Source organism: Haloarcula sp. CBA1115 (genome assembly GCF_000827835.1).
Lineage (GTDB): Archaea > Halobacteriota > Halobacteria > Halobacteriales > Haloarculaceae > Haloarcula > Haloarcula hispanica.
Genome location: NZ_CP010529.1, coordinates 2,513,148 through 2,532,034, shown reverse-complemented (window position 1 = coordinate 2,532,034; position 18,887 = coordinate 2,513,148). Strand labels below are relative to the sequence as shown.

At 63.0% G+C, this 18,887-nt stretch carries 25 protein-coding genes; 14 read left to right on the top strand and 11 right to left on the bottom strand.

Going from position 1 to position 18,887, the window contains the following annotated elements; genetic code table 11:
- Window positions 1-41 precede the first annotated feature (41 nt).
- Window positions 42-794: an IclR family transcriptional regulator gene (locus SG26_RS12675; RefSeq protein WP_050037750.1), complete on the bottom strand. Its 753-nt coding sequence runs from the start codon at window positions 792-794 to the stop codon at window positions 42-44.
- Between the two features lie 329 nt (window positions 795-1,123).
- Between SG26_RS12675 and SG26_RS12670 the strand changes: the two genes are divergently transcribed.
- From SG26_RS12670 to SG26_RS21650, 9 genes are all read left to right on the top strand, one after another.
- The gene (locus tag SG26_RS12670) at window positions 1,124-2,677 is read left to right on the top strand and encodes a Na+/H+ antiporter NhaC family protein (protein WP_014039890.1); all 1,554 of its coding nucleotides are present in this window, start codon (window positions 1,124-1,126) and stop codon (window positions 2,675-2,677) included.
- A complete protein-coding gene (locus SG26_RS12665) occupies window positions 2,674-2,946 on the top strand; it encodes a hypothetical protein (RefSeq protein WP_050037749.1) in 273 nt (90 codons plus the stop codon). Before SG26_RS12670 ends, SG26_RS12665 begins: the two co-directional genes overlap by 4 nt.
- A gap of 79 nt (window positions 2,947-3,025) precedes the next feature.
- Window positions 3,026-4,039 (top strand): alanine dehydrogenase, encoded by a 1,014-nt coding sequence (locus SG26_RS12660; protein WP_014039888.1) that lies wholly within the window; start codon window positions 3,026-3,028, stop codon window positions 4,037-4,039.
- Window positions 4,040-4,162: 123 nt separating this feature from the next.
- On the top strand, window positions 4,163-5,122 hold the full coding sequence (locus SG26_RS12655) for a nucleoside hydrolase (protein WP_050037748.1): 960 nt from the start codon (window positions 4,163-4,165) through the stop codon (window positions 5,120-5,122).
- Window positions 5,123-5,336: 214 nt separating this feature from the next.
- Window positions 5,337-6,419 carry a Xaa-Pro peptidase family protein gene (locus SG26_RS12650; RefSeq protein WP_050037747.1) on the top strand — a complete coding sequence of 361 codons (1,083 nt, stop codon included), beginning with the start codon at window positions 5,337-5,339 and terminating at the stop codon, window positions 6,417-6,419.
- Between the two features lie 98 nt (window positions 6,420-6,517).
- The gene (locus tag SG26_RS12645) at window positions 6,518-8,215 is read left to right on the top strand and encodes an alpha-glucosidase (protein WP_050037746.1); all 1,698 of its coding nucleotides are present in this window, start codon (window positions 6,518-6,520) and stop codon (window positions 8,213-8,215) included.
- Window positions 8,216-8,293: 78 nt separating this feature from the next.
- Complete coding sequence (locus SG26_RS12640) at window positions 8,294-9,064, top strand: creatininase family protein (RefSeq protein WP_014039884.1); 771 nt, start codon at window positions 8,294-8,296, stop codon at window positions 9,062-9,064.
- A 102-nt stretch (window positions 9,065-9,166) separates the two neighbouring features.
- Window positions 9,167-9,331 (top strand): hypothetical protein, encoded by a 165-nt coding sequence (locus SG26_RS21655; protein WP_023843176.1) that lies wholly within the window; start codon window positions 9,167-9,169, stop codon window positions 9,329-9,331.
- 89 nt (window positions 9,332-9,420) lie between these two features.
- Window positions 9,421-9,585 carry a hypothetical protein gene (locus tag SG26_RS21650; RefSeq protein WP_023843175.1) on the top strand — a complete coding sequence of 55 codons (165 nt, stop codon included), beginning with the start codon at window positions 9,421-9,423 and terminating at the stop codon, window positions 9,583-9,585.
- A gap of 98 nt (window positions 9,586-9,683) precedes the next feature.
- On the opposite strand, the gene SG26_RS12635 is transcribed toward SG26_RS21650, so the two are convergent.
- Together SG26_RS12635 and SG26_RS12630 are read right to left on the bottom strand one after the other, a co-directional pair.
- Entirely contained in the window at window positions 9,684-9,884 is a 201-nt protein-coding gene (locus SG26_RS12635) for a hypothetical protein (protein ID WP_014039882.1), read from the bottom strand.
- A gap of 150 nt (window positions 9,885-10,034) precedes the next feature.
- Window positions 10,035-10,322 (bottom strand): DUF5789 family protein, encoded by a 288-nt coding sequence (locus SG26_RS12630; RefSeq protein WP_014039881.1) that lies wholly within the window; start codon window positions 10,320-10,322, stop codon window positions 10,035-10,037.
- Between the two features lie 129 nt (window positions 10,323-10,451).
- Between SG26_RS12630 and SG26_RS12625 the strand changes: the two genes are divergently transcribed.
- From SG26_RS12625 to SG26_RS12615, 3 genes are all read left to right on the top strand, one after another.
- The gene (locus tag SG26_RS12625) at window positions 10,452-11,546 is read left to right on the top strand and encodes a hypothetical protein (protein WP_050037745.1); all 1,095 of its coding nucleotides are present in this window, start codon (window positions 10,452-10,454) and stop codon (window positions 11,544-11,546) included.
- Between the two features lie 117 nt (window positions 11,547-11,663).
- On the top strand, window positions 11,664-11,990 hold the full coding sequence (locus SG26_RS12620; RefSeq protein WP_005535365.1) for a transcription factor S: 327 nt from the start codon (window positions 11,664-11,666) through the stop codon (window positions 11,988-11,990).
- 9 nt (window positions 11,991-11,999) lie between these two features.
- Window positions 12,000-12,611, top strand: a complete 612-nt coding sequence (locus tag SG26_RS12615) for a hypothetical protein (RefSeq protein ID WP_014039879.1) — start codon at window positions 12,000-12,002, stop codon at window positions 12,609-12,611.
- Here the strand turns inward: SG26_RS12615 and SG26_RS12610 are convergent.
- The 4 genes from SG26_RS12610 to SG26_RS12595 all read right to left on the bottom strand — a co-directional run bounded on the left by SG26_RS12610 (window position 12,592) and on the right by SG26_RS12595 (window position 14,380).
- Window positions 12,592-12,972, bottom strand: coding sequence for a hypothetical protein (locus SG26_RS12610; RefSeq protein ID WP_014039878.1), 381 nt, complete (start codon window positions 12,970-12,972; stop codon window positions 12,592-12,594). The genes SG26_RS12615 and SG26_RS12610 overlap by 20 nt on opposite strands.
- Window positions 12,973-12,974: 2 nt before the next feature.
- Entirely contained in the window at window positions 12,975-13,184 is a 210-nt protein-coding gene (locus SG26_RS12605) for a hypothetical protein (RefSeq protein ID WP_014039877.1), read from the bottom strand.
- A 76-nt stretch (window positions 13,185-13,260) separates the two neighbouring features.
- Window positions 13,261-13,983, bottom strand: a complete 723-nt coding sequence (locus tag SG26_RS12600; protein WP_004962944.1) for a methyltransferase domain-containing protein — start codon at window positions 13,981-13,983, stop codon at window positions 13,261-13,263.
- A gap of 1 nt (window position 13,984) precedes the next feature.
- Window positions 13,985-14,380 carry a nascent polypeptide-associated complex protein gene (locus tag SG26_RS12595; protein WP_008310152.1) on the bottom strand — a complete coding sequence of 132 codons (396 nt, stop codon included), beginning with the start codon at window positions 14,378-14,380 and terminating at the stop codon, window positions 13,985-13,987.
- Window positions 14,381-14,526: 146 nt separating this feature from the next.
- On the opposite strand from SG26_RS12595, the gene SG26_RS12590 reads away from it, so the two are divergent.
- Window positions 14,527-15,477 (top strand): AEC family transporter, encoded by a 951-nt coding sequence (locus SG26_RS12590; RefSeq protein WP_050037744.1) that lies wholly within the window; start codon window positions 14,527-14,529, stop codon window positions 15,475-15,477.
- Here the strand turns inward: SG26_RS12590 and SG26_RS12585 are convergent, their stop codons facing one another.
- Both SG26_RS12585 and SG26_RS12580 read right to left on the bottom strand, forming a co-directional pair.
- Window positions 15,478-15,963, bottom strand: a complete 486-nt coding sequence (locus SG26_RS12585) for a hypothetical protein (RefSeq protein ID WP_050006881.1) — start codon at window positions 15,961-15,963, stop codon at window positions 15,478-15,480.
- 115 nt (window positions 15,964-16,078) lie between these two features.
- Window positions 16,079-16,546, bottom strand: coding sequence for a PUA domain-containing protein (locus SG26_RS12580; RefSeq protein WP_050037743.1), 468 nt, complete (start codon window positions 16,544-16,546; stop codon window positions 16,079-16,081).
- A gap of 587 nt (window positions 16,547-17,133) precedes the next feature.
- On the opposite strand from SG26_RS12580, the gene SG26_RS12575 reads away from it, so the two are divergent.
- Window positions 17,134-17,316, top strand: a complete 183-nt coding sequence (locus SG26_RS12575) for a hypothetical protein (RefSeq protein ID WP_008310160.1) — start codon at window positions 17,134-17,136, stop codon at window positions 17,314-17,316.
- A gap of 133 nt (window positions 17,317-17,449) precedes the next feature.
- Here the strand turns inward: SG26_RS12575 and SG26_RS12570 are convergent, their stop codons facing one another.
- Window positions 17,450-17,947 carry an NYN domain-containing protein gene (locus SG26_RS12570; RefSeq protein ID WP_004516675.1) on the bottom strand — a complete coding sequence of 166 codons (498 nt, stop codon included), beginning with the start codon at window positions 17,945-17,947 and terminating at the stop codon, window positions 17,450-17,452.
- Window positions 17,948-18,147: 200 nt separating this feature from the next.
- The gene (locus SG26_RS12565) at window positions 18,148-18,801 is read right to left on the bottom strand and encodes a hypothetical protein (protein ID WP_050037742.1); all 654 of its coding nucleotides are present in this window, start codon (window positions 18,799-18,801) and stop codon (window positions 18,148-18,150) included.
- Between the last annotated feature and the right edge of the window lie 86 nt (window positions 18,802-18,887).

The window sequence follows — 18,887 nt, the reverse complement described above, 5'->3', positions numbered from 1 at the left end:
CGCGGCTGAACGCCTCCTGGACCGCGAGCGCAACCGAATGCCTATTCGACTCCGAGTTCTGACTCCAACTCCTCGACGACGTCTTGCAGCATCGACGCGAGTTCTTCGTTCGGCGGCAGCCGATACAGCGGGCCGGAGATGTCCAGTGCGCCGAGGACGCCGCCGTGTGGGGCGGTGACCGGTACGCCGACCGAGCGAAGCCCCTCGACCGCTTCCTGATCGTTCACCGAATAGCCGCGCTCGTTCGTGCGTTCGATGTCTTCCATGAGGGTTTCGCGGTCGGTGATTGTATACTCTGTCTCGGCGGGCAGCCCCCACCGGTCGAGAATCTCGTTGACTCGGGTCTCCGGCAACGCGGCGAGAATCGCCTTGCCGACTGCCGAGTTGTGCAGGTAGTAGTACCGGCCCACCTGGAACCCTTTCGACGGGACGTTAGCGACGACGTTGAACAGCGTTATCGCACGCCCGTACTCCTCGACGGCGAACGTGACCTCCTCGCCACAGCTATCGGCGAGTTCGTGTGTTTTGCGACGGGCGACCTCGTACCACTCGTTTCGGGTCCGAGCGCCCTCTCCGAGGTGGAACAGCTTCATACCGAGTCGGTACTGCTCGCCCCGTTTGACCAGATACTCCTGATCCAAGAGTGTCTTGAGGTGAACGTGAATGGTACTCGTCGAGAGGTCCAGCCGGTCCGCAAGCTCACTCATTCGAGCCTCCCCCAGCTCGTTTACCGCATCGATGATCGCAAGGGAGGTTTCGGTCGTCTGGAGACGACGACCGCTAGAGCTGTCCATACCACTGTGGACTTGATAGTGATATAAAAAGGTCCGGACATAGTGGAACTGGTTCGGTGGATATTATGTGTAGATGTGATAGCTACTGAGAGTGTGATTACCCATAGGTATATTTTACAATCTCACGCCCGAAATTAGTCCGTCTTCCGGGATTTGTGCGATATATAAGGTCAGGACGCTGTCCCGGATCCAATAGAAGTGGACTTTTATATAGCTACAGCGGCCGGAACGAGACAAGACTTCACCAGAGGCGGCTCCCGTGATTTGTTACCGGAGAGATAGTTATTATCATGATCTTTTGCGTGTGTATCTGACGAGGCACAGAATGCATGTCAGACACGGATAGTGGCGATGGGACAGAGATCGAGGAGATCTCTGGTCCGGACGTCGAAGCAATCGAGTTCTACGGCGGACGGTGGATGAGCGTCATTCCCATAGGGTTGTTTATCCTGTGGGCAATTGTCCAGAGTGGCCTGTTCGGTATCGGGGACACGACTGGACTCGTCGCAGGGATGCTCGTGGCGCTCATCGTCGGGATGTTCTTCGCCAAGGGAGACTGGAAGAACTACGCGAACACCATCTTCGATGGGATGACAAAGCGGGTCGCCGCGACGGCAGTCGTCGCGTGGCTCTGGGCAGGGATGTTCTCGAACACGCTGCAGGCAGGTGGCTTCGTCGGCGGACTCGTCTGGGCAGCGAACGCGGCCGAAGTCGGGGGCGCGCTGTTCCCCGCCGCCACCTTCATCCTCGCTGCGCTTTTCACGACCGGTATCGGCACCGGGTACGGCGCGGCAGTCGCCTTCTCGGCGCTGTTCTTCCCGGCCGGCATCCTGCTCGGTGCGAATCCGGTGTTGTTGTTCGGAGCAATTCTCTCAGGGGCTGTCTTCGGCGACAACCTGGCACCGGTCAGTGATACGACAATCGTGAGTGCGGTGACACAGGACGCCGACATCGGCGGCGTCGTCGCCTCGCGGTTCAAGTACGCCATCATCGCTGCGGTGTTGGCGCTCGCGGCGTACGTTTTCGCCGGGAACGCGATGCCCGGGCTGGACATCTCCCAGCAGGCACAGGACCTGTTCGTCCAGAACAGCGAGCCGGCGGGACTGTTGCATCTCATTTCCATGCTCGTCGTCATTGTGACGGCAGTCATGGGCCGACACATCGTCGAGGCGATCTCGTGGGGCCTCGTCGTCGCCGTTGCCTTCAACATCGTCTTCGGTCTCGCACCGCTGAGTGCCGTGTTGCTGTTCAAGGTCCCGGAAACGTCTTCGGCCGCAAGCTGGGCTGGCTCACTTCCCATCGCGGAAGTGGTCGCGCCGCAAAACGCTGGCGTCACCGGGTCGATCTACAACGGTGCAGCCGGGTTCTTCCCGCTAATCGTTCTCGTGTTGCTCATCGTCGCCGGGTCAGAGATCATGATCCGTGGCGGTGGCTTCGAGGCGATCCAGGAGTGGCTCCTCGAAAACGTCGCAACGGGCGTTCGCAAGGCCGAAACGACGATGGTGGTCGGCACTGCCCTCGTCAACTCGATGATCACGATCAACACGGCCGCAGAGATCGCGATCGCGCCGTACATCGCCCGCATCGGCCAGCGGTACAACATCAACAGCTACCGTCGAGCGAATATCCTCGACGCGAACACCTCGGCGCTCGGGTACATCTTCCCGTGGGGCGGCGGCGTGCTCATCGGCTTCGCGACGCTGCAAGGCCTCCCGAACCAGTACGAGTGGTTCACCAGTGCGATGGTCGTCAACCCCGTGCAGGTGTGGCCGTACGTCTTCCACGGCTGGTTCCTGTTCGGTGTGTTCCTGCTCTCCGCACTGACCGGCTTCGGGCTCGAATACACCACTGACCGCAAATCCAAGGATGTGACCCGTCTATGAGCATATTCAGTAAATTCCTCACTGGGATGTCCTTCAGGACGACCACGCCGACGTTCGCGGCGGGCGAGGAGATCGAGGTGTACGTCACGGAACTCGACGAGGAATCCGGCGAGCTGGTCGCACAGGTCGGCGAAACCCGTCTCCACTTCGAGAACGGCGAGACAGACATCGTCGGCTGTCGCGTCCTCGCGAAGGTCGAGTCGTTCGACGACGCGGAGCACCGCGGCCGTCTCACCCACCTCAAAACGCTGTCTCAGGGGTCGTTCTAGGATTGCCAACGAGCGCCGAGACGGACATTGAATCAGTATAGCGCGATCGAATAAACCGATATCACAGATTCGAACCACTATGAGCAACTCACTATATTCGACAGCACGACAGGACAACCAGACGACTATCGTCCCCAGTACGGACATCGAGGCGGCCGTCGAGATGGCGGACCTCGTGCCGGCCATCGAGGCCGCGTTCGCCGCATACGAAAACGACACGGCGCAGATGCCGCCGAAGTCCTACATCGACCTGCCACAGCACAACGGGGACTTCCGGTCGATGCCGGCCTACCTCGAAACGGACGACTGGGAAGCGTCGGGCATCAAGTGGGTGAATGTTCACCCGGACAACCCCGACGAGTTCGACCTGCCGACCGTGATGGGGACGCTCGTGTACACGGACCCCGAGAGCGGCTTCCCGCTTGCCGTGATGGACGCCACGACGCTGACGATGAAGCGAACCGGCGCGGCCGCCGCCGTGGCGACGGACCACCTCGCCGTCGAGGACGCGTCCTCGCTGGGCATCATCGGTGCCGGCGTCCAGTCCTACACGCAACTGGAGGCCATCTCGCAGGTACGACCGATTGAATCCGTCGTCGTCAGCGACCTCGACGACGACCGCGTCCAGCGGTTCATCGACACCTTCGGCGACGAGTTCGACGTGCGAGCCGGCACGATTTCCGAGGCGGCCCAGTGTGATGTTCTCTCGACCGTGACGCCGGTCGAAGACCCCATCGTCACGCTTGAGGACCTCGGGGAACACACCCACGTCAACGCCATGGGTGCCGACGCCGAAGGGAAGCAGGAACTCCACACGGAGGTCATCCGCGAGGCGACCCTCGTCATCGACGACTTCGAACAGACGACCCACTCCGGCGAGATAAACGTCCCCTGGAGCACGGGTGAAATCGACGAGTCGGATATCGACGCCGAACTCGGCGAGATCGTCGTCGGGAACGCGCCGGGCCGCGAGGACCTGTCCGGGATTACCGTCTTCGACTCGACCGGGCTCGCGATTCAGGACATCGCTGCCGCACGCATCGTGTACGAATCGCTCGGTGACGACAGCGGCTACCGCCTCGAAATGGTGTAACTCCGGCGGTCTGCAGTATTGTATCAGCTGGCCGTTCACCCACCGCTATCGAGTGACGCACAGACAACTGTGGCACGCAGTTGTGGCCCGGAACGGTTTATATGTGCCATACGACGAGGGCGTATGCGACGCGTCATCATCGACACGGACACCGCGGGCGACGACACACAGGCAATTTTGCTGTCCTGTCTCAGCGACCGAGTCACCGTCGACGCAATCACGGTTGTCGCCGGCAACGTGCCCTTCGACAGAGAGGTCGAGAACGCGAAGTACACGCTCGAACTCGCCGATTCTCTCGACGTACCCGTCTACGAAGGGGCGAGACAGCCGCTTCTCAAGGAATTCGAACACGCGACGTACATTCACGGTGAGGACGGCCTCGGCGGGGACGTGTTCCCCGACACCGGTATCGAGTCGGCGGCAGGGTTTGGCCCCGACGAGATCGTCGACCGCTGTCGAGCGGCCCCGGGTGAAATCACACTGCTCTGTATCGGACCGCTGACCAATCTGGCGCTGGCGTACGCCCGCGAGCCTGAACTTCCGGAGCTTGTCGATGAGGTGTGGGTGATGGGCGGGAACGTCAACTGTGAGGGGAACGTCACTCCTGCCGCGGAATTCAATCTGTGGGTCGACCCCGACGCTGCCAAACGCGTGTTCGACGCCTTCGAGGTGACGCTCGTCGACTGGGGCGTGTGTCTTCGAGACGCAGTGTTTGGCTCCTCCGAGTTCGAGGCGGTGTCGGCGTTCGACACTGAACTGGCGTCGTTCTTCGAGTCGGTAACCGAGCAGGCCCGGGCGTTCAACAGCGAAGGCCCCGACGATTCCGGATGGACGGCACTCCCGGACAGCGTCACCGCCGCGTTGCTGGCGTACCCGGAACTCCGCGAGGAGGTGTCGACGTATCACGTCGCGGTGGACGACCGCGACGGACTCACCCGCGGGTACACCAGCGTCGACGTCAACGGCGTGACTGACGGCGAACCGAACACCCACGTCGTGGAGTCCGTCGACAGCGACGCCTTCCAGTCGGTCATGTACTCGCTGCTGCAGTCCCGGGACCCTGACAGCGGCATCGCCGAGTGAGTCATACTGCCGGCTGTACGTCTGTGACGAATATCACCACTTCGGGGTGGCGAATCTCTTGAAATAGTTACAGCCAGCAGTATCAGGAGCGGTGTCGGGCGCGATAGTAGCGAACGGTGTGTGTCGTAGTTGCCGCTGTGCGAGACCTGTGGCGCCGGTCCTGTCGCCGCGTGTTGTCCCTGGTTTTTACTGGGGGCCGGAGGGATGTCAGGGTATGACGCTTACAGACCGTCTCGACCAGTACCGCCGGGCAGCGGGACTCGAAGCCGTCTGGTTCGCCCGACCGAACTCCTTCGCGTGGCTTACGGGAGGCGGCGACAACGTCGTCGACCGGGAGGGCGACATCGGCGTCGCCGCCGCGGGCTACGACGGCGACGAGGTACGGGTCGTTGCCGACAACATCGAAGCGCCGCGGCTACGTGACGAGGAACTCGAAAGCGATGTGGCCGTCGAAACGTTCGACTGGCACGCACAGTCGCTGGCCGAGGCTGTCGCCGAAGCGAGCCCGACCCCGGCGGCGGCGGACTTCGACGTCCCCGGCTTCGAATCAGTCGACGCCACACAGCTCCGACAGCCACTGACCGAGGCCCAGATAGAGCAGTGTCGTGACCTCGCGCGAGACACGGCTGAAGCAGTCGAAGCTGTCGCGCGGAACGTCGAGCCGTCCCACACCGAACTCGATGTGACCGCCGTGCTCCGACAGAAACTCGAAGGCCGAGGCATCGCTACGCCCGTCGTACTCGTCGGCAGTGCCGAGCGGGCACAATCCTACCGCCATTACACCTCGACCGAAACTGAACTCGGCGACTACGCGCTCATATCGGTGACCGTCCAGCGGGACGGTCTCCACGTCAGCGCCACCCGAGCGGTCGCGTTCGACCCGCCGGAGTGGCTCGTGGAGCGAACCCGCAAAGCCGCCCGCGTCGAGACCACTGCGCTGGCCGCGACACAGGCAGCCGGGCAGGATGGTGGCACAGCGGGCGACGTGTTCGACGCTATCCAGAACGCCTACGCCGAGGTCGGCTGGGAAGGCGAGTGGCAGAACCATCACCAGGGTGGTGCGACAGGCTTCGCCGGCCGGGAATGGATCGCCACGCCCGGACACGAGGGCGAGGTCGCGTTGCCACATGGGTACGCGTGGAACCCGACTATCGACGGCGCGAAGAGCGAGGATACCTATCTCGTCTCGGCCGACGACATCGAACTGCTGTCAGCGACCGGCGACTGGCCAACCGAGACGGTCTCGGCAGTCGGCTACGACCTCGAACTGCCGCGACACACGGTGCTGGAACTGTAGCGGTACTACGGCCATCTCTAATTGGCGGGGCCAAGAAGTTTACAACGGGTGTTGTATGAACCCGTGGATTTAAGCAACACGTCAGGCTACCCCTCTGTATGACCGCAGAGCGCGCCTGGTGGAAGGAGGCAGTCGTCTACCAGATCTATCCCCGGAGCTTCAACGACAGCGACGGTGATGGCGTCGGCGACTTACAGGGCATCATCGAGCGCCTGGACTACGTCGCCGACCTCGGCGTCGACGTCATCTGGCTCAACCCGGTGTACGACTCCCCGCAGAAGGACAACGGTTACGACATCAGCGATTATCAGGCCATCTACGACGAGTTCGGGACGATGGCCGACTGGGAAGCGCTACTTGAGGAGGTCCACGACCGGGACATGCGGCTCGTCATGGATCTCGTCGTCAATCACACCTCGGACCAACACGAGTGGTTCCGGAAGTCCCGCCAGCGCGACCCGGAGTACGACGACTACTACATCTGGCGCGAGGGCGGAACAGACGAGGACGGCGAGCCCGCGCCACCGAACAACTGGGAGTCCTTCTTCGGGGGCTCCGCCTGGGAGTACGACGAGGAGCGCGGCGAGTACTTCCTCCACCTGTACGACACCTCACAGCCGGACCTGAACTGGCGCAACGACGCCGTTCGACAGGATATCTTCGACACCATCGAGTGGTGGCTGGAGAAGGGCATCGACGGCTTCCGGATGGATGTCATCAACCTTCTGTCGAAAGTCGAGGGGCTGCCCGACGGCGATCCGGACAGCGAGTGGGTCGGTGCCGAGCATTTCATCGACGGCCCGGAGATGCTGTCGTACTTGACGGCGTTAGACGACGAAGTGCTATCGAACTATGACGTGATGACCGTCGGGGAGATGCCACAGCTCACCGTCGAGTCGGCCCGCGAGTACGCCGGCGCGGACGGCCCGCTGGACATGGCGTTTCACTTCCAGCACACGAAACTGGATTACGCTGACGGCGAGCGGTGGTCGGTCGGCGACTGGAGCCTGCCGGAGCTGAAGCGTATCGTCGACCGCTGGCAGGACGGGCTGGCGGCGGACGGCTGGAACACGCTGTACTGGGAGAACCACGACCAGCCGCGGAGCGTCTCACGCTACGGCGACACCGAGAACTACCGCCGGGAATCCGCGAAGCTGCTCGGAACGTTCCTCCTCACGCTCCGTGGCACGCCCTACATCTACCAGGGGCAGGAACTCGGGATGACCAACGCCGACTGGGACACGATGGACGACCTCCGCGACGTGGACGCCATCAACCACGCGCGAGAGCTACTCGACCGGGAGGGCGTCGACGACTACGATGACGTGAAAGACGTGGTCGGCTACCGGACCCGCGACAACGCCCGGACGCCGATGCAGTGGGACGACTCGGAATACGCCGGCTTCACCGACGGCGACCCCTGGATTCAGGTCAATTCGAACTACAGGGAGATCAACGCGGCCGACCAGCAGGCCGATCCGGACTCCGTTTACAACTACTACCAGCGGCTCATCCAGTTACGCTCCGACAGAGACGTGCTCGTGTACGGGGACTACACCGACCTGCTCCCCGACCACGAAACCGTCTTCGCCTTCACGCGGTCGTTGTCGACGGACTCGGGAACCGAGAAAGTCCTCGTCGTCCTGCACTTCGACGACGCGACGGAAACCTTCGACCTGCCGGTCGAGTACGCCGATGCGACGCTGCGAGAGTGCAATTACGACCACGACGACCAGAACCCGGAAACGGTGACGCTCGCGCCGTACGAGGCTCGTGTCTACGAGCTGTTCGACTGAGTCCTTCGTGCTACCTGAATCCCGCCGCGGGGCCGTGGCGAAGCACAGATTCAAGACGCGTCCGTCACCAGCAGTGGTATGTACCTTGCCGACGAGACCTGGCCGGACCTCGGCGACTATTTCGAGACGGAGTCGCTCGCGCTCGTCCCGCTCGGGTCGACAGAGCAACACGGGCCGCATCTCCCGCTGGCGACGGACCACCTCATCGGGGAAGCCTTCGCCCGAGAAGCCGCCGACAGGACTGGCTACCTCTGCACCCCGACCATCAACGTCGGCGTGAGCCCCCATCACAGACAGTTCAACGGGACGATGTGGGTCGACGCGCCGGTGTTTCGCGACTACGTCGAGTCGTTCACCCGGAACCTGGCGTACCACGGCATCGACCGGGTCATCTACGTGAACGCCCACGGCGGGAACGTCGAGCACCTCCGGGAGGTCGGCCGGCGGCTCCGGGACGACGAAGTGCTGTACGCCATCGAGTGGATGTGGGACGAGAGCATTCCGGACCTCGTGGACGACCTGTTCGAGCAGAACGGGCCACACGGCGGGCCGAAGGAGACGGCCATGATCCAACACTTGCGCGCCGAACTGGTTCACGACGACCGCCTCGAAGACGCACGGGACGGCGGGATTCCGAGCGTCGAGGCGGCGGAGACAAAGAAGTACGGTTCGCGGACCTTCTACGATGCCGCTGATAACACTGGCAATGGTGTTCTCGGCGACCAGACCGACGCCACGGCCGAGAAGGGGGCGGAGATGTTCGAGGCCGCGACCGAACAGCTCGTCAGGCTCTGCGAATGGCTGGACGGACAGGCATTCGACGACCTGCTCCCGGAGCCACACGTCTAACGCGGGGCTGCCGGTGGTAGAACGCGATTCCCGGTCTGCGTACCCGACGCTAAACAGTGGACCCTGAGTTGGACTTTTGAGACAGGCGGATGTACGGGGCGTATGGCCCTCCTCCTGTTTCCCGGGATGCCCGGTACTACTGAAATGGTCGTCATGCTCGTCACGATGGGGATGTTTCTCGTCGTTCCCCTCGCACTCGTCGTGGCCGCGTACCTGTTCGGCAAGCACCGCGGCAGAGCCGAAGTGAGCGAGTCGGGCGATTCATAACCAATCGCCAGACGGCGGCCAATCGGCGCGTAATGGGCCTGTCGCGGCGAATCGACTCGTTTATCGGTCCCACTCTATGATGGAGATGTGTGTCCCCACCGAGTCCCCATCCCGAGTCGCTTCGTAGCCGAGCGTTCGAAATAACGGTTGATGACGGACGAGAGACCTTCAACGCGCTCAGTATCGAGCACGCCGATTGTGAGACGGAATGGCTCATCTCCGACACGGTGTATGCGCTCGAAAATATGCGGTAACAGGTAGCAAACTGTTGCGTTGTGGCGTTACGATAGTGGATCCAACTGCGTCGGAACGGTGACGCCGCTGTGTCTGTCCCGCCGGTTCTTCGTGTGAGTCATTCCGCTGAGAACCGCCGCCAGACTGGCATGAAGACGCTGTAGAACGAGCCAAAAACCAGGACACCAGCCGCGATAGCTAGTTCTCGCCCTGCCACGCCGAATACGTCGTACAGAGTCCGGAGGACGATGAATACCCCGAGTCCCCAGACAGCGAAGGCGGCACGCTCTTTCCAGGAGAGGCCACTTCTGTGGAACACACGCTGTCTCCGCAACAGACGCTATCAAAGCCTGTGGTTCGACGCGATATCGGACCGCGAGTATAAGGGGGTGATAACACACGCCGCACAGATCACAGCAGTTGTAACTGGGATGGGTCGTGCTGGTGCCACAGAAGTCCGCTCCCGCCCTCACTCGGTCGGGATGGGGCCGGTCCCGATGACGTCCCGGACCGCGTTCTCGAACTCCTGGCGGTCGGCGAAGTACGGAACGTCGACGTCCTCGAGCACCGTTGCGAGTTCCTGCGGGCCGTCCGGCGTCCGAATCGTCGTGTCCCCCTCGCGGTCGACGATAGTGCTGTGTTCGATGCCCCAGGTGAGCCGGGCCGAGACGCGGGCCAGCGGCGCACCGGCAACGTCGGGTCCGTCGCCGAGTTCGACAGCCGGCTCCTCCGCGTCCTCGCTTTCGTCGTCGCTCATACCCGAACTGTTCCCGTGGGTCCGATTAGTGCTTTCGGAACGGCTCGCGCACTTGGTGAATCACGCGCGTGCCCGCGTCATGCATCTGTCTGACGGGTAGTTTTATCGGATGTAGCAGTAGTATACTGCATGACTAGTCTCACCGACGTGTACGAAGGGGAGGTTGGGCGCGTCGCATCGCGCCGCCAGCAACTCGTCGGGACAGCCCTGTTTCTCGTTGGTGTTGCCGGACTCGTCGGGGCAATCGCGCTCGCAACGACCGGCATCGGAAACAGATACGGGCTGGACGCCTACGCAGCCAGGCGGATCGCCGGCGTCATCGCCGGGCTCGGGCTGCCGTCGGTCATCCTCGGCGTGTTCGCGGTGTTACCGGCCAGTCGTCGAATCCGGCTGACCGCCCTCGGTGGCACGGGCGTCGCAACAGTCGGCGTCGTGCTGTTCCGGTCGCTGTATCCCTACAGCTGGACCAGCAGCGACCCGCTGCTGGCACTGCTCACCGGCGTCGTCTACTTCGCCGGTATCGTGACGACGTTCTGGTGCCTGTTCGCGTCGCTTGCGACGTTCAAGACGCGAAACGACCCCGGTGGGACGGCACGCATGGAAGTGACCGAGGAAGGGACGATCCGTCTCGTCGAGGAAGCCCGGACGCTGCCGGGACTGGGCGGCATCGGGTTTTTCGGACAGGACCCGGACGGCACGGTCGAGACGCAGACGAACCGAGCGAGTGCGACCGACGAGGGCGCTGTCAGTGACGGTGGGACCGGACAGCACTCGGGCACTACGCGCACGGCCAACGGCCGCAGTCGACAGCCGACGGGCGGCACGCAGTCTGACCGCAGCACGCGGTCCAAGCGACGGTCGGACAGCGGCACAGCGACAGAGCGACGGTCGGACCGTCGGGCGACCACTGGCTCGAACACCGGCCATCAAAACACCGCGTCGCGTGGGACGAACCGAACCGGCCCTTCCGAGAACGCGCTCGACCCGAGAATAGCTGAGGCCGGCCCGGAAGGGTCCACATCGACCGACGGTGGCACGGCGACGGCGGGGCACGACGCGATTACCGAGACGGCGGTCCACCAGGGCGAACCGGACACCTACTGCGGGAACTGCCGGCACTTCGAATACGTGATGCAGGACGGCGACATCGAGCCGTACTGTTCGTTCAACGGCGAGGTCATGGACGACATGGAACCCTGTTCGGCGTGGGTTCGCAACGACTGATACCGTCGGCACTCCGATTTTGCTAAGCTTCCGCACTGCACAGCGATGGGGACCGACAGAACGGCCTGGGCGAAACCGGGTATTTAACACGGTCGGCAGGCAAACGGTGGTACTACAATGGAGTTTTGCGACGAATGCGGTTCGATGATGAAAACGGACGACGAGCGCTGGGTCTGCGGTAGTTGTGGCTACGAAAAGGCTCGAAACGCCGAGACCGAACAGGAGATGGCCGTCACCACGCAGGGCCAGGAGGAGTCGGAAGTCGTCGACACCTCCGAGGTCGACGCCGAAGACATGGGACCGACGACGGGCGCACGCTGTCCCGAGTGTGGCAACGAGCGGGCCTTCTACGAGATGAAACAGATCCGCGCGGCCGACGAGTCCGAGACGCGCTTTTTCACCTGTACCGAGTGCGAACACAAGTGGCGAGAGGACGACCACTGAGGCCGGACCGTGCCCACTGACCCCGCGTTCCCGGACGTTCCCGCGGACCGGCTGCGCGACGGCGGCTGGGAGCTCGTCGACGAGAGCGTCGAAACTGTCTTTCAGTTGCCGACGGCCCGCGTCGAGGGGGCAACGAAGGTGTACGACGCCGCCGAGACACGCGAAGCCGTCCGGGACGCGGTCGGGCTCGACCACCAGTGGCGGTTCTTCTTCGCGACCGCACTGTCGTTTACCCCGCCGCTCGCGCCGGGTATCGGCCAGGCGGTGATTCTCCCGACAGTCCGCTCGGAGGCTCAGTCGGCCTTCGCCGACGAACTGGCCGACAGAGGGTTCGAGTCCGTCGAACGCGGGCGGAGCGAGCGGGTTCGCGTCGACAGCGGCGACCGGGCGCGGCTCCGGACCTACAGCGCCGAACTCGACCTCGAAACGGCCGACGCGACGCTGTCGATTACCGGCTGGGTCGGCGTTTGGCACGGCGAGGGGTTCCGTATCGCCGCCGGCGCGTACCCCGACCGGTCGCTGGCGACACTCCTGGATATTGAGAATCCGCCGGAAGCGCTCCGGCGGACGCCGTCGGACTACCGGTCCGAACTGCTTGACCTCATCCGCGCCGTGGCGTAAGCGCCAGAAGCGTGCCGTCGAGGAACAGTTCTATCGGCCCGAGACCGAGTCGTTTCGCGAGCGAGCTCGGAACGGCGTCCGCGCCGAGGCGGGCCACGGGCGCACCACGAACGCGGATTTCAGCCGTCAGTCCGGCCACAGTCAGCGCCGCGGCGGCGTCCCTTCCCTCGACCGGTCGGTCCCGCCAGAGGGTGAGCGCCGCCCCGAAAGACGGTAGGTCGACGGCGACGAGGTCGTCGTACCCGCGGACGCTGAACGCGACCCCGTCGCGCTCGACGGTCAGGTCGGCGTCGACGAGCAGGTCCGGCTTTCGCTCGACCTGGTCGAACAGATCGCCGACCGCCTTCGCCGTGGTGACCACTGTCAGTCGTTATCGCGTGTCGTGATAGTCAGCGTGCCATCGACTCGCCAGCGAGCGTGCTCGGCGTCCTCGCCGGCCTTGCTCGGGACGTCGACTTCCATGTCGTCGAAGTCGTACGTTATTTCCGCGTTGCGCCCGGTCAGGCGGTCGTAGAGTCCGATTGCGAGCTCTGGCCAGGTTGTCGTCTCCATCGGCGTTTCTGATTCGCTCATGCAGTACAGTGTACGTGCTACTACATGTTTAAAGTCGACCCCAACGACAGGGGTTTGGGTAGCCTGACAGAAGCCGTCAGGGCCGCCGCGCGAATGTCAGGTAGCCGGTATGCCCGACGCCACCGGTCGATGGGCGGGAGCCGCGGTCGTCGAAGTCCATCTCCCGCTGGATGGTGTCGAGCGTCTCGACGCCGTCAAGACCGACCTCGGTGGCCGTCGCCACGACCTCGCGCGTGTTTTCCACGAACGGGGAGTACACCGCCAGCGATCCGCCACGGTCCAGCAGCGTCGGCGTTCGCTCGACCACAGTCGGGGCGTCCTCGGTGTCGAGCGTCAACACGTCAAAGCCCGAGAGGTCGTCGAGGTCGTCGGTGATGTCGCCGGTCCGAACCTCGACGGTGTCCGCGACGCCAGCGATCTCCATGTTCTGTCGCGCCACCTCGGCGAACTCCGGGTCCTGCTCATAGGTGACCACGTCAGCGCCAATGCGGCCCATGTACGCGCTGAGGATGCCGGTCCCGGTGCCGGCGTCGAGGACGCGGTCCGCCGCTGCCACGCCGGTCTTGCCGACGACCAGCCCCACGTCGCGGGGCATCATCGGCGCGCCGGTGCGTTCGAGGTGGGTGAACAGGTCCGGGCCGCGCAGTCGGCGGACGGTGAAACCGGTGCCTAGATGCGTCTCGACGACATCGCCCGGTTCCACGTCCTCGGGGACCTCCAGAATACCGAGGTCGGACTCGAAGCGCTCGCCGGGGTCCAGCAGGTACTCGCGGTCTTCGTGGACGAAGAGATACGCCACGTTACTCCAGTTCGTCGACCGCGTCGGCGAGGTCGCCGTCGTTGGCTTCCAGCGCTTCTCGCGCAGTGTCTTCGTCGACGCCCGCCCGCATCGCGACGAGTTCGACGTCGTCCTCGTCGACGCCGGAGTCGCTACCGCTCTCGTCGGCATCATCCGCAGCCGCCGCGGCCGAGCCCTCGCCGGAGCCGAGTTCGCGGCTCTCAGGCTCGCCGACGACCTGGTACGTTTTCTGGCCCTGCGCTTCCATGAGCTGGACCTCCGCGTCGTCGAAGACGAGTTCCTCGTCAGGTGTGCGGATAATTACTTCCTGCGCATCGATGTCCTCCATGTCGATGCCCATCTGTTCCATCATCTGCTTCATCTTGCGCGGGTTCATCCCGCCGCCTCCGCCAAACATACGTAGGACTGGCGGGGCAGGGCAGAAAAGCGTAGCGACCCGGGCTCGGGCCGAAGTTCGTCGCGGTACCGTTCTGTCGACCGGCCGAAACCGGCACGCTCCCGCGGCTTCGTAACGATTCTAAGGCTCGCCCGTCCATCCCCGCCGTGTCACTGCTGACGATCTTCGCTACGGCCATCCTCCCGGTCGTCGCCGTCGCTGCGGCCGGCTTCGCCCTCGGCCGGGTGAAAGGCACCGACCCCGACGCGCTCAACACCATCACGGTGTACGTTCTCGCGCCCGCGCTGGTGGTCCACAGCCTGACAACGTCCTCGCTGGCCGGCAATACGATTCTGAGCGTCGTCCTCGCTGTCGTGCTGTTCACCGCCGCAATGGTCCTCCTCGCAGAGGGTGTCGGTCGCCTCACGGGCCACTCGGAACCCTTGCTGGGCGCGTTTGTCCTCGTGTCTATCTTTCCCAACACCGGGAACTACGGCATTCCACTGGCGGATTTCGCCTTCGGCGCGACCGGGCGCAGCACGGCCGTCCTCGTGACCGCGCTGCAGGGCGTGATGCTCTACACGCTCGGCATCTACATTGCCGCCCGGGGCAGTGGCAGCAGCCCGCTGGCGGACATGCGCCGCGTGTTCGGTGTCCCACTCGTCTACGCTGTCGTTGTCGCGCTCGCGCTCCGATGGATCGGTGCGGTGCCGCCCACAGACTCGACGGTGATGCAGACACTCGAACTGCTTGGCAACGCCTCGATTCCGGTGATGTTGCTCATTCTCGGCATCCAGCTATCGAACGTCGACGGGGACAGCGATTTCCGGTCGGTCGGGATCGCCAGCGCGTTGAAACTCCTGCTGGCGCCAGTGCTCGCGTTTGCCGCGGTGCTCGCAATCGGGTTCCAGAACCAGACAGTCGCGCGGGTGGTCGTGCTCCTGTTGGCGACGCCGACCGGCGTGACGACCATCATCCTCGTCGGCGCGTTCAGCCATCAGACTGGCGACTGCTCGCCGGGCGAATTCGTCAGCGCGACCGTGTTCCTGACGACCGTCGTCAGCGCGGTGACGGTGACGGTTCTCGTGTGGCTGCTGCAGTCCGGACTGGTGCTGTGACTACTCCTCCCAGTATATCCGTATCTCCTCGGCGGTGATGTCGACGAAGTGGTTCGAGCCGTTTCTGACCGCGAACCGGCCGATAGGCCGGTCGATGGTCCGGCTGGGGCCGCCAGGAACCTCGACAGTGATCGTGTATTCGCCGGTCGCACCGATCATCGGGTCATACTCGACCGACTCGCCGGCAGCCAGCGTCGCCGTCTCGTCCAGTACCGCCGTTTCGTTTCTCGTGATGGTGAGCGTGACAGTCTGCTCGCTGTCGGTATCGTTGTCGACGACAAACAGAATTGGATCGTCTGGCGGGGGCGTTGGTGTCGGTGTCGGCGTGTCCTGCGGTGTACTGGTCACTGCTGTTGTCGGCTGTTCCTGTGGCGTCGTTGTGGCTGTCGATGGTGTCGAATCGTCCGTCGACGTGTCGTCACCGGGCGCACTGCAGCCGGCGACTGGGGAGAGCGCAAGCGCGGCGAGGAGCGTGCGGCGGCGCATATCGCTCGTCTCGAAGGGAGCAGCAAATGCTTTCTGTCATACTAATCCTTGTCGACCATCCTGGATAGTGCCAACCCACGAGGGCGGCACGCCCCGGGTGATCGCCACAAACCCGTCAGTCCTCTGCACCCTGCCGGACCTTCACGGCCATGCCCGTCTCGAAGTCGTCCATGCCGCTGCCGGGCAGTTCCGCGCGACCGACGGCGAGTAGATAGCCGTCCTCGTGGACGACGAGGGCTTCGTCGCCCGGACGGAGAGCGCTGTCGGCGGACTGGACGAACTTCGCGAAGGCGTTGCGGCCCTCACGGATGAAGGGCTCGCTCTCGTCGCCGACGACCACGCGGTGTCGCGGCCCGTCGAAGGCATCGAGGAGTCTGCTCCCGCCGGCGAGTCCGAGCCGAAAGCGCCCGTCGTCGCCGTACGTAGCGATCCGGCCATCCGTGGCATGGACCTGCCGCGGACGGCCGGAGCTGGTGTGTGTTACGTCGAGGGCGTCAGCGCCGGCGAACAGCGCTGTCCCGCCGCCACCGCCGAACTGGTAGTCGGCCGCGCGCCGGAGTCCGCGGAACTCGTCGTTACTCATTGCCCGTGTTCGATGCCGGGTGATAAACCGCCTTTCGGTTCTGTCCGTGCCACTGTTCGACGCAGTCCGAAAGGAAATGTTTGCCCGACCGTGGCTGCCCGAACCACGGCCGACCGAAATCGTGTGGCGATGGTGAATGCCACTCCCCCAATCCGTTCCGAATCACCGGTCCGGCCCTATGGGTGACGGAGTCCCGAACCGGAATGCCATTGGTTCGCTCCGTCAGTCGCCCCGGCCCGAGTACACGGGGCGTGTGCCTCTGTATCCGATCCGCGGTCAGCGATCCGACCACGACGCCTGGAACTGCAGTGGGTCTCCATCTCGCGCCAGTTCCGTGACGAGCGCGAGGGTGTACCGACTATCCTCAGCATGTGGCAACACGCCGTCTCTGTGACCCAACTGGTCGGGGGAACTACACGGGGATGTGTTTGCTGCTTCAGTTATGCAGGTGGGCCGGAATTTCCGTTCTGCCGGGCCGGAGCGGTGGCGTCTCTCAGGAAAGATGTGGGCATTGCTTCCTAGTACCATACTTTCCTCCGTCGATTTTGGGGAAATTTATACCGGATGACTTCCAAGTGACGGGTGACATGGCTACAGACACGCGAAAAGTGATTCTGGGCGCTGCGCTGCTGGCGATCAGCACCGTGCTCATCCTTGGTACAGGGGCAATCGACATCGGCATCCCGGCCGCTGCCGGAGCGCTGGCTGCACTTGGGCTGGCCGCCGGAGCCCTCCTCGTTGGAACGTCAGAAGACGGTCGCCCGGTCTAACCGCCGAGAGCCTTTTCCTTCGAAACCCAAGCACAAGTAGCTCTGAGCCTGTCGAGCCACAGGAAGCTATTCCGGTTACGGTTGGGCCAGTGGTGGAGACAGCGCCGGAGCGACCGCCCACACACTGGGTCGGCTATAGCAGGAACCGGTCGGAATCGTCGCTCATGTCGATGAACCCATCAACGGCCGCTTTGAGGTCTTCGGAGGACGACTCTTCGAAGCCCATCGCTTCGACGCGACAGCCTTCGTGGCGGAGATACCGACACACACGAGCGAAGTCCCCGTCGCCGGTACAGAGCACGACCGTATCGACGTGATTCGCTAGCGAGACCGCGTCGAGACTCATCCCGACATCCCAGTCGGCCTTCTTCGATCCGTCCTGGAACGTCTTGATGTCCTTGATGCGCGTCTCGAAGCCGATGTCGACGAGCGCTTCGAAAAACGACTCCTCTTCGGGCGAATCCGCGCGGATGACGTAGGCGATTGCGCGGGTCAGTTCGCGGCCGTCAACGGCCTCTTCCAGTAGTGCCTCGTAGTCGATGTTCCGCGAGTAAAGACTCCGGGCAGTGTGATAGAGGTTTTGCGCGTCGGCCAGTACGGCCACGCGCTGTCCCGGCTGGGAAACTGTCATATCAGGTATTGGCTATCGGCCCGAATATGCTTTCGGGATACAAACGTGAAAGAACGGCGTAATTATGCCCCAACTAACCAGTTGTTGTCGCTTCAGCAGCTCTAGCCGTGGATAGAATATGTCAATAAGACGGCTTTACTACCGAGGAGTGCAGTCCACTCAGTGAGCACTGTGTTTCACTCAGACAAGCGTGGAACAGTCTACTTCTGGAGGTCGAACGCAACTGCTACCGGAGTAACTGCCCAGTAGACGAACCGATACCGACCGGAGACGAGTTCAGGACACACAGTAAAATCCTTCTCGTCAGGAACAACCCCCTCTTCGGTCAGACGGAGCGACCATTCAAATACCTGCCCAGGCGCTGCCTCGGTACCCATATCTACGTATTGAAACTCATCGTCCCCGGTCTGTCCACGGACATCTTGCCAGCCATCTTCAGTGAGCAGTTCGATCTGGTACAGATACTTAAGACCCAGAGAGAGGGTGCGATCAGACACGTTTGTCAGCGTAATTTGGGCTGTGTCACCGTATTCAAACGCTGTCCCATCAATCCGTAGTGATACATACCCGGTATCTCCCCACGGAACGGAGCCTTCGTCATACATTGGCGGGTGGCGAGTGAAGTTGCCCTTCTCACACGAGAGTTCTTTTACCGGGGACTCAGGACTCTCAGCTGGCCGAATGTGACCACTGAGTTGACGCTCTGTCATCTCTTCGGTATTTCCAGCTGTTTGTTGCTCAGTGTTCTCGGTTTCCGTTTTTGCAGCTGTCTCGGTCGGATCACTGCTGGTACTCGAACAGCCGGCGAATCCGAAGACGCTGGAGGTGGCTAAAAGATAGTGTCTTCGACGCATACCTGCCGATATTATGTACCTTGCAGTATGTGTTTTGTGACTGATACTTATGTGTTATTGTCAGAATGTAATGTGTACACCTCTGA

Bases quoted from the DNA above. Each gene is read 5' to 3' on its own strand.
- SG26_RS12675 (WP_050037750.1), bottom strand. From the start codon at position 794: ATGGACAGCTCTAGCGGTCGTCGTCTCCAGACGACCGAAACCTCCCTT.
- SG26_RS12670 (WP_014039890.1), top strand. From the start codon at position 1,124: ATGTCAGACACGGATAGTGGCGATGGGACAGAGATCGAGGAGATCTCT.
- SG26_RS12665 (WP_050037749.1), top strand. From the start codon at position 2,674: ATGAGCATATTCAGTAAATTCCTCACTGGGATGTCCTTCAGGACGACC.
- SG26_RS12660 (WP_014039888.1), top strand. From the start codon at position 3,026: ATGAGCAACTCACTATATTCGACAGCACGACAGGACAACCAGACGACT.
- SG26_RS12655 (WP_050037748.1), top strand. From the start codon at position 4,163: ATGCGACGCGTCATCATCGACACGGACACCGCGGGCGACGACACACAG.
- SG26_RS12650 (WP_050037747.1), top strand. From the start codon at position 5,337: ATGACGCTTACAGACCGTCTCGACCAGTACCGCCGGGCAGCGGGACTC.
- SG26_RS12645 (WP_050037746.1), top strand. From the start codon at position 6,518: ATGACCGCAGAGCGCGCCTGGTGGAAGGAGGCAGTCGTCTACCAGATC.
- SG26_RS12640 (WP_014039884.1), top strand. From the start codon at position 8,294: ATGTACCTTGCCGACGAGACCTGGCCGGACCTCGGCGACTATTTCGAG.
- SG26_RS21655 (WP_023843176.1), top strand. From the start codon at position 9,167: ATGGCCCTCCTCCTGTTTCCCGGGATGCCCGGTACTACTGAAATGGTC.
- SG26_RS12630 (WP_014039881.1), bottom strand. From the start codon at position 10,322: ATGAGCGACGACGAAAGCGAGGACGCGGAGGAGCCGGCTGTCGAACTC.
- SG26_RS12625 (WP_050037745.1), top strand. From the start codon at position 10,452: ATGACTAGTCTCACCGACGTGTACGAAGGGGAGGTTGGGCGCGTCGCA.
- SG26_RS12620 (WP_005535365.1), top strand. From the start codon at position 11,664: ATGGAGTTTTGCGACGAATGCGGTTCGATGATGAAAACGGACGACGAG.
- SG26_RS12605 (WP_014039877.1), bottom strand. From the start codon at position 13,184: ATGAGCGAATCAGAAACGCCGATGGAGACGACAACCTGGCCAGAGCTC.
- SG26_RS12595 (WP_008310152.1), bottom strand. From the start codon at position 14,380: ATGTTTGGCGGAGGCGGCGGGATGAACCCGCGCAAGATGAAGCAGATG.
- SG26_RS12585 (WP_050006881.1), bottom strand. From the start codon at position 15,963: ATGCGCCGCCGCACGCTCCTCGCCGCGCTTGCGCTCTCCCCAGTCGCC.
- SG26_RS12580 (WP_050037743.1), bottom strand. From the start codon at position 16,546: ATGAGTAACGACGAGTTCCGCGGACTCCGGCGCGCGGCCGACTACCAG.
- SG26_RS12575 (WP_008310160.1), top strand. From the start codon at position 17,134: ATGGCTACAGACACGCGAAAAGTGATTCTGGGCGCTGCGCTGCTGGCG.
- SG26_RS12570 (WP_004516675.1), bottom strand. From the start codon at position 17,947: ATGACAGTTTCCCAGCCGGGACAGCGCGTGGCCGTACTGGCCGACGCG.
- SG26_RS12565 (WP_050037742.1), bottom strand. From the start codon at position 18,801: ATGCGTCGAAGACACTATCTTTTAGCCACCTCCAGCGTCTTCGGATTC.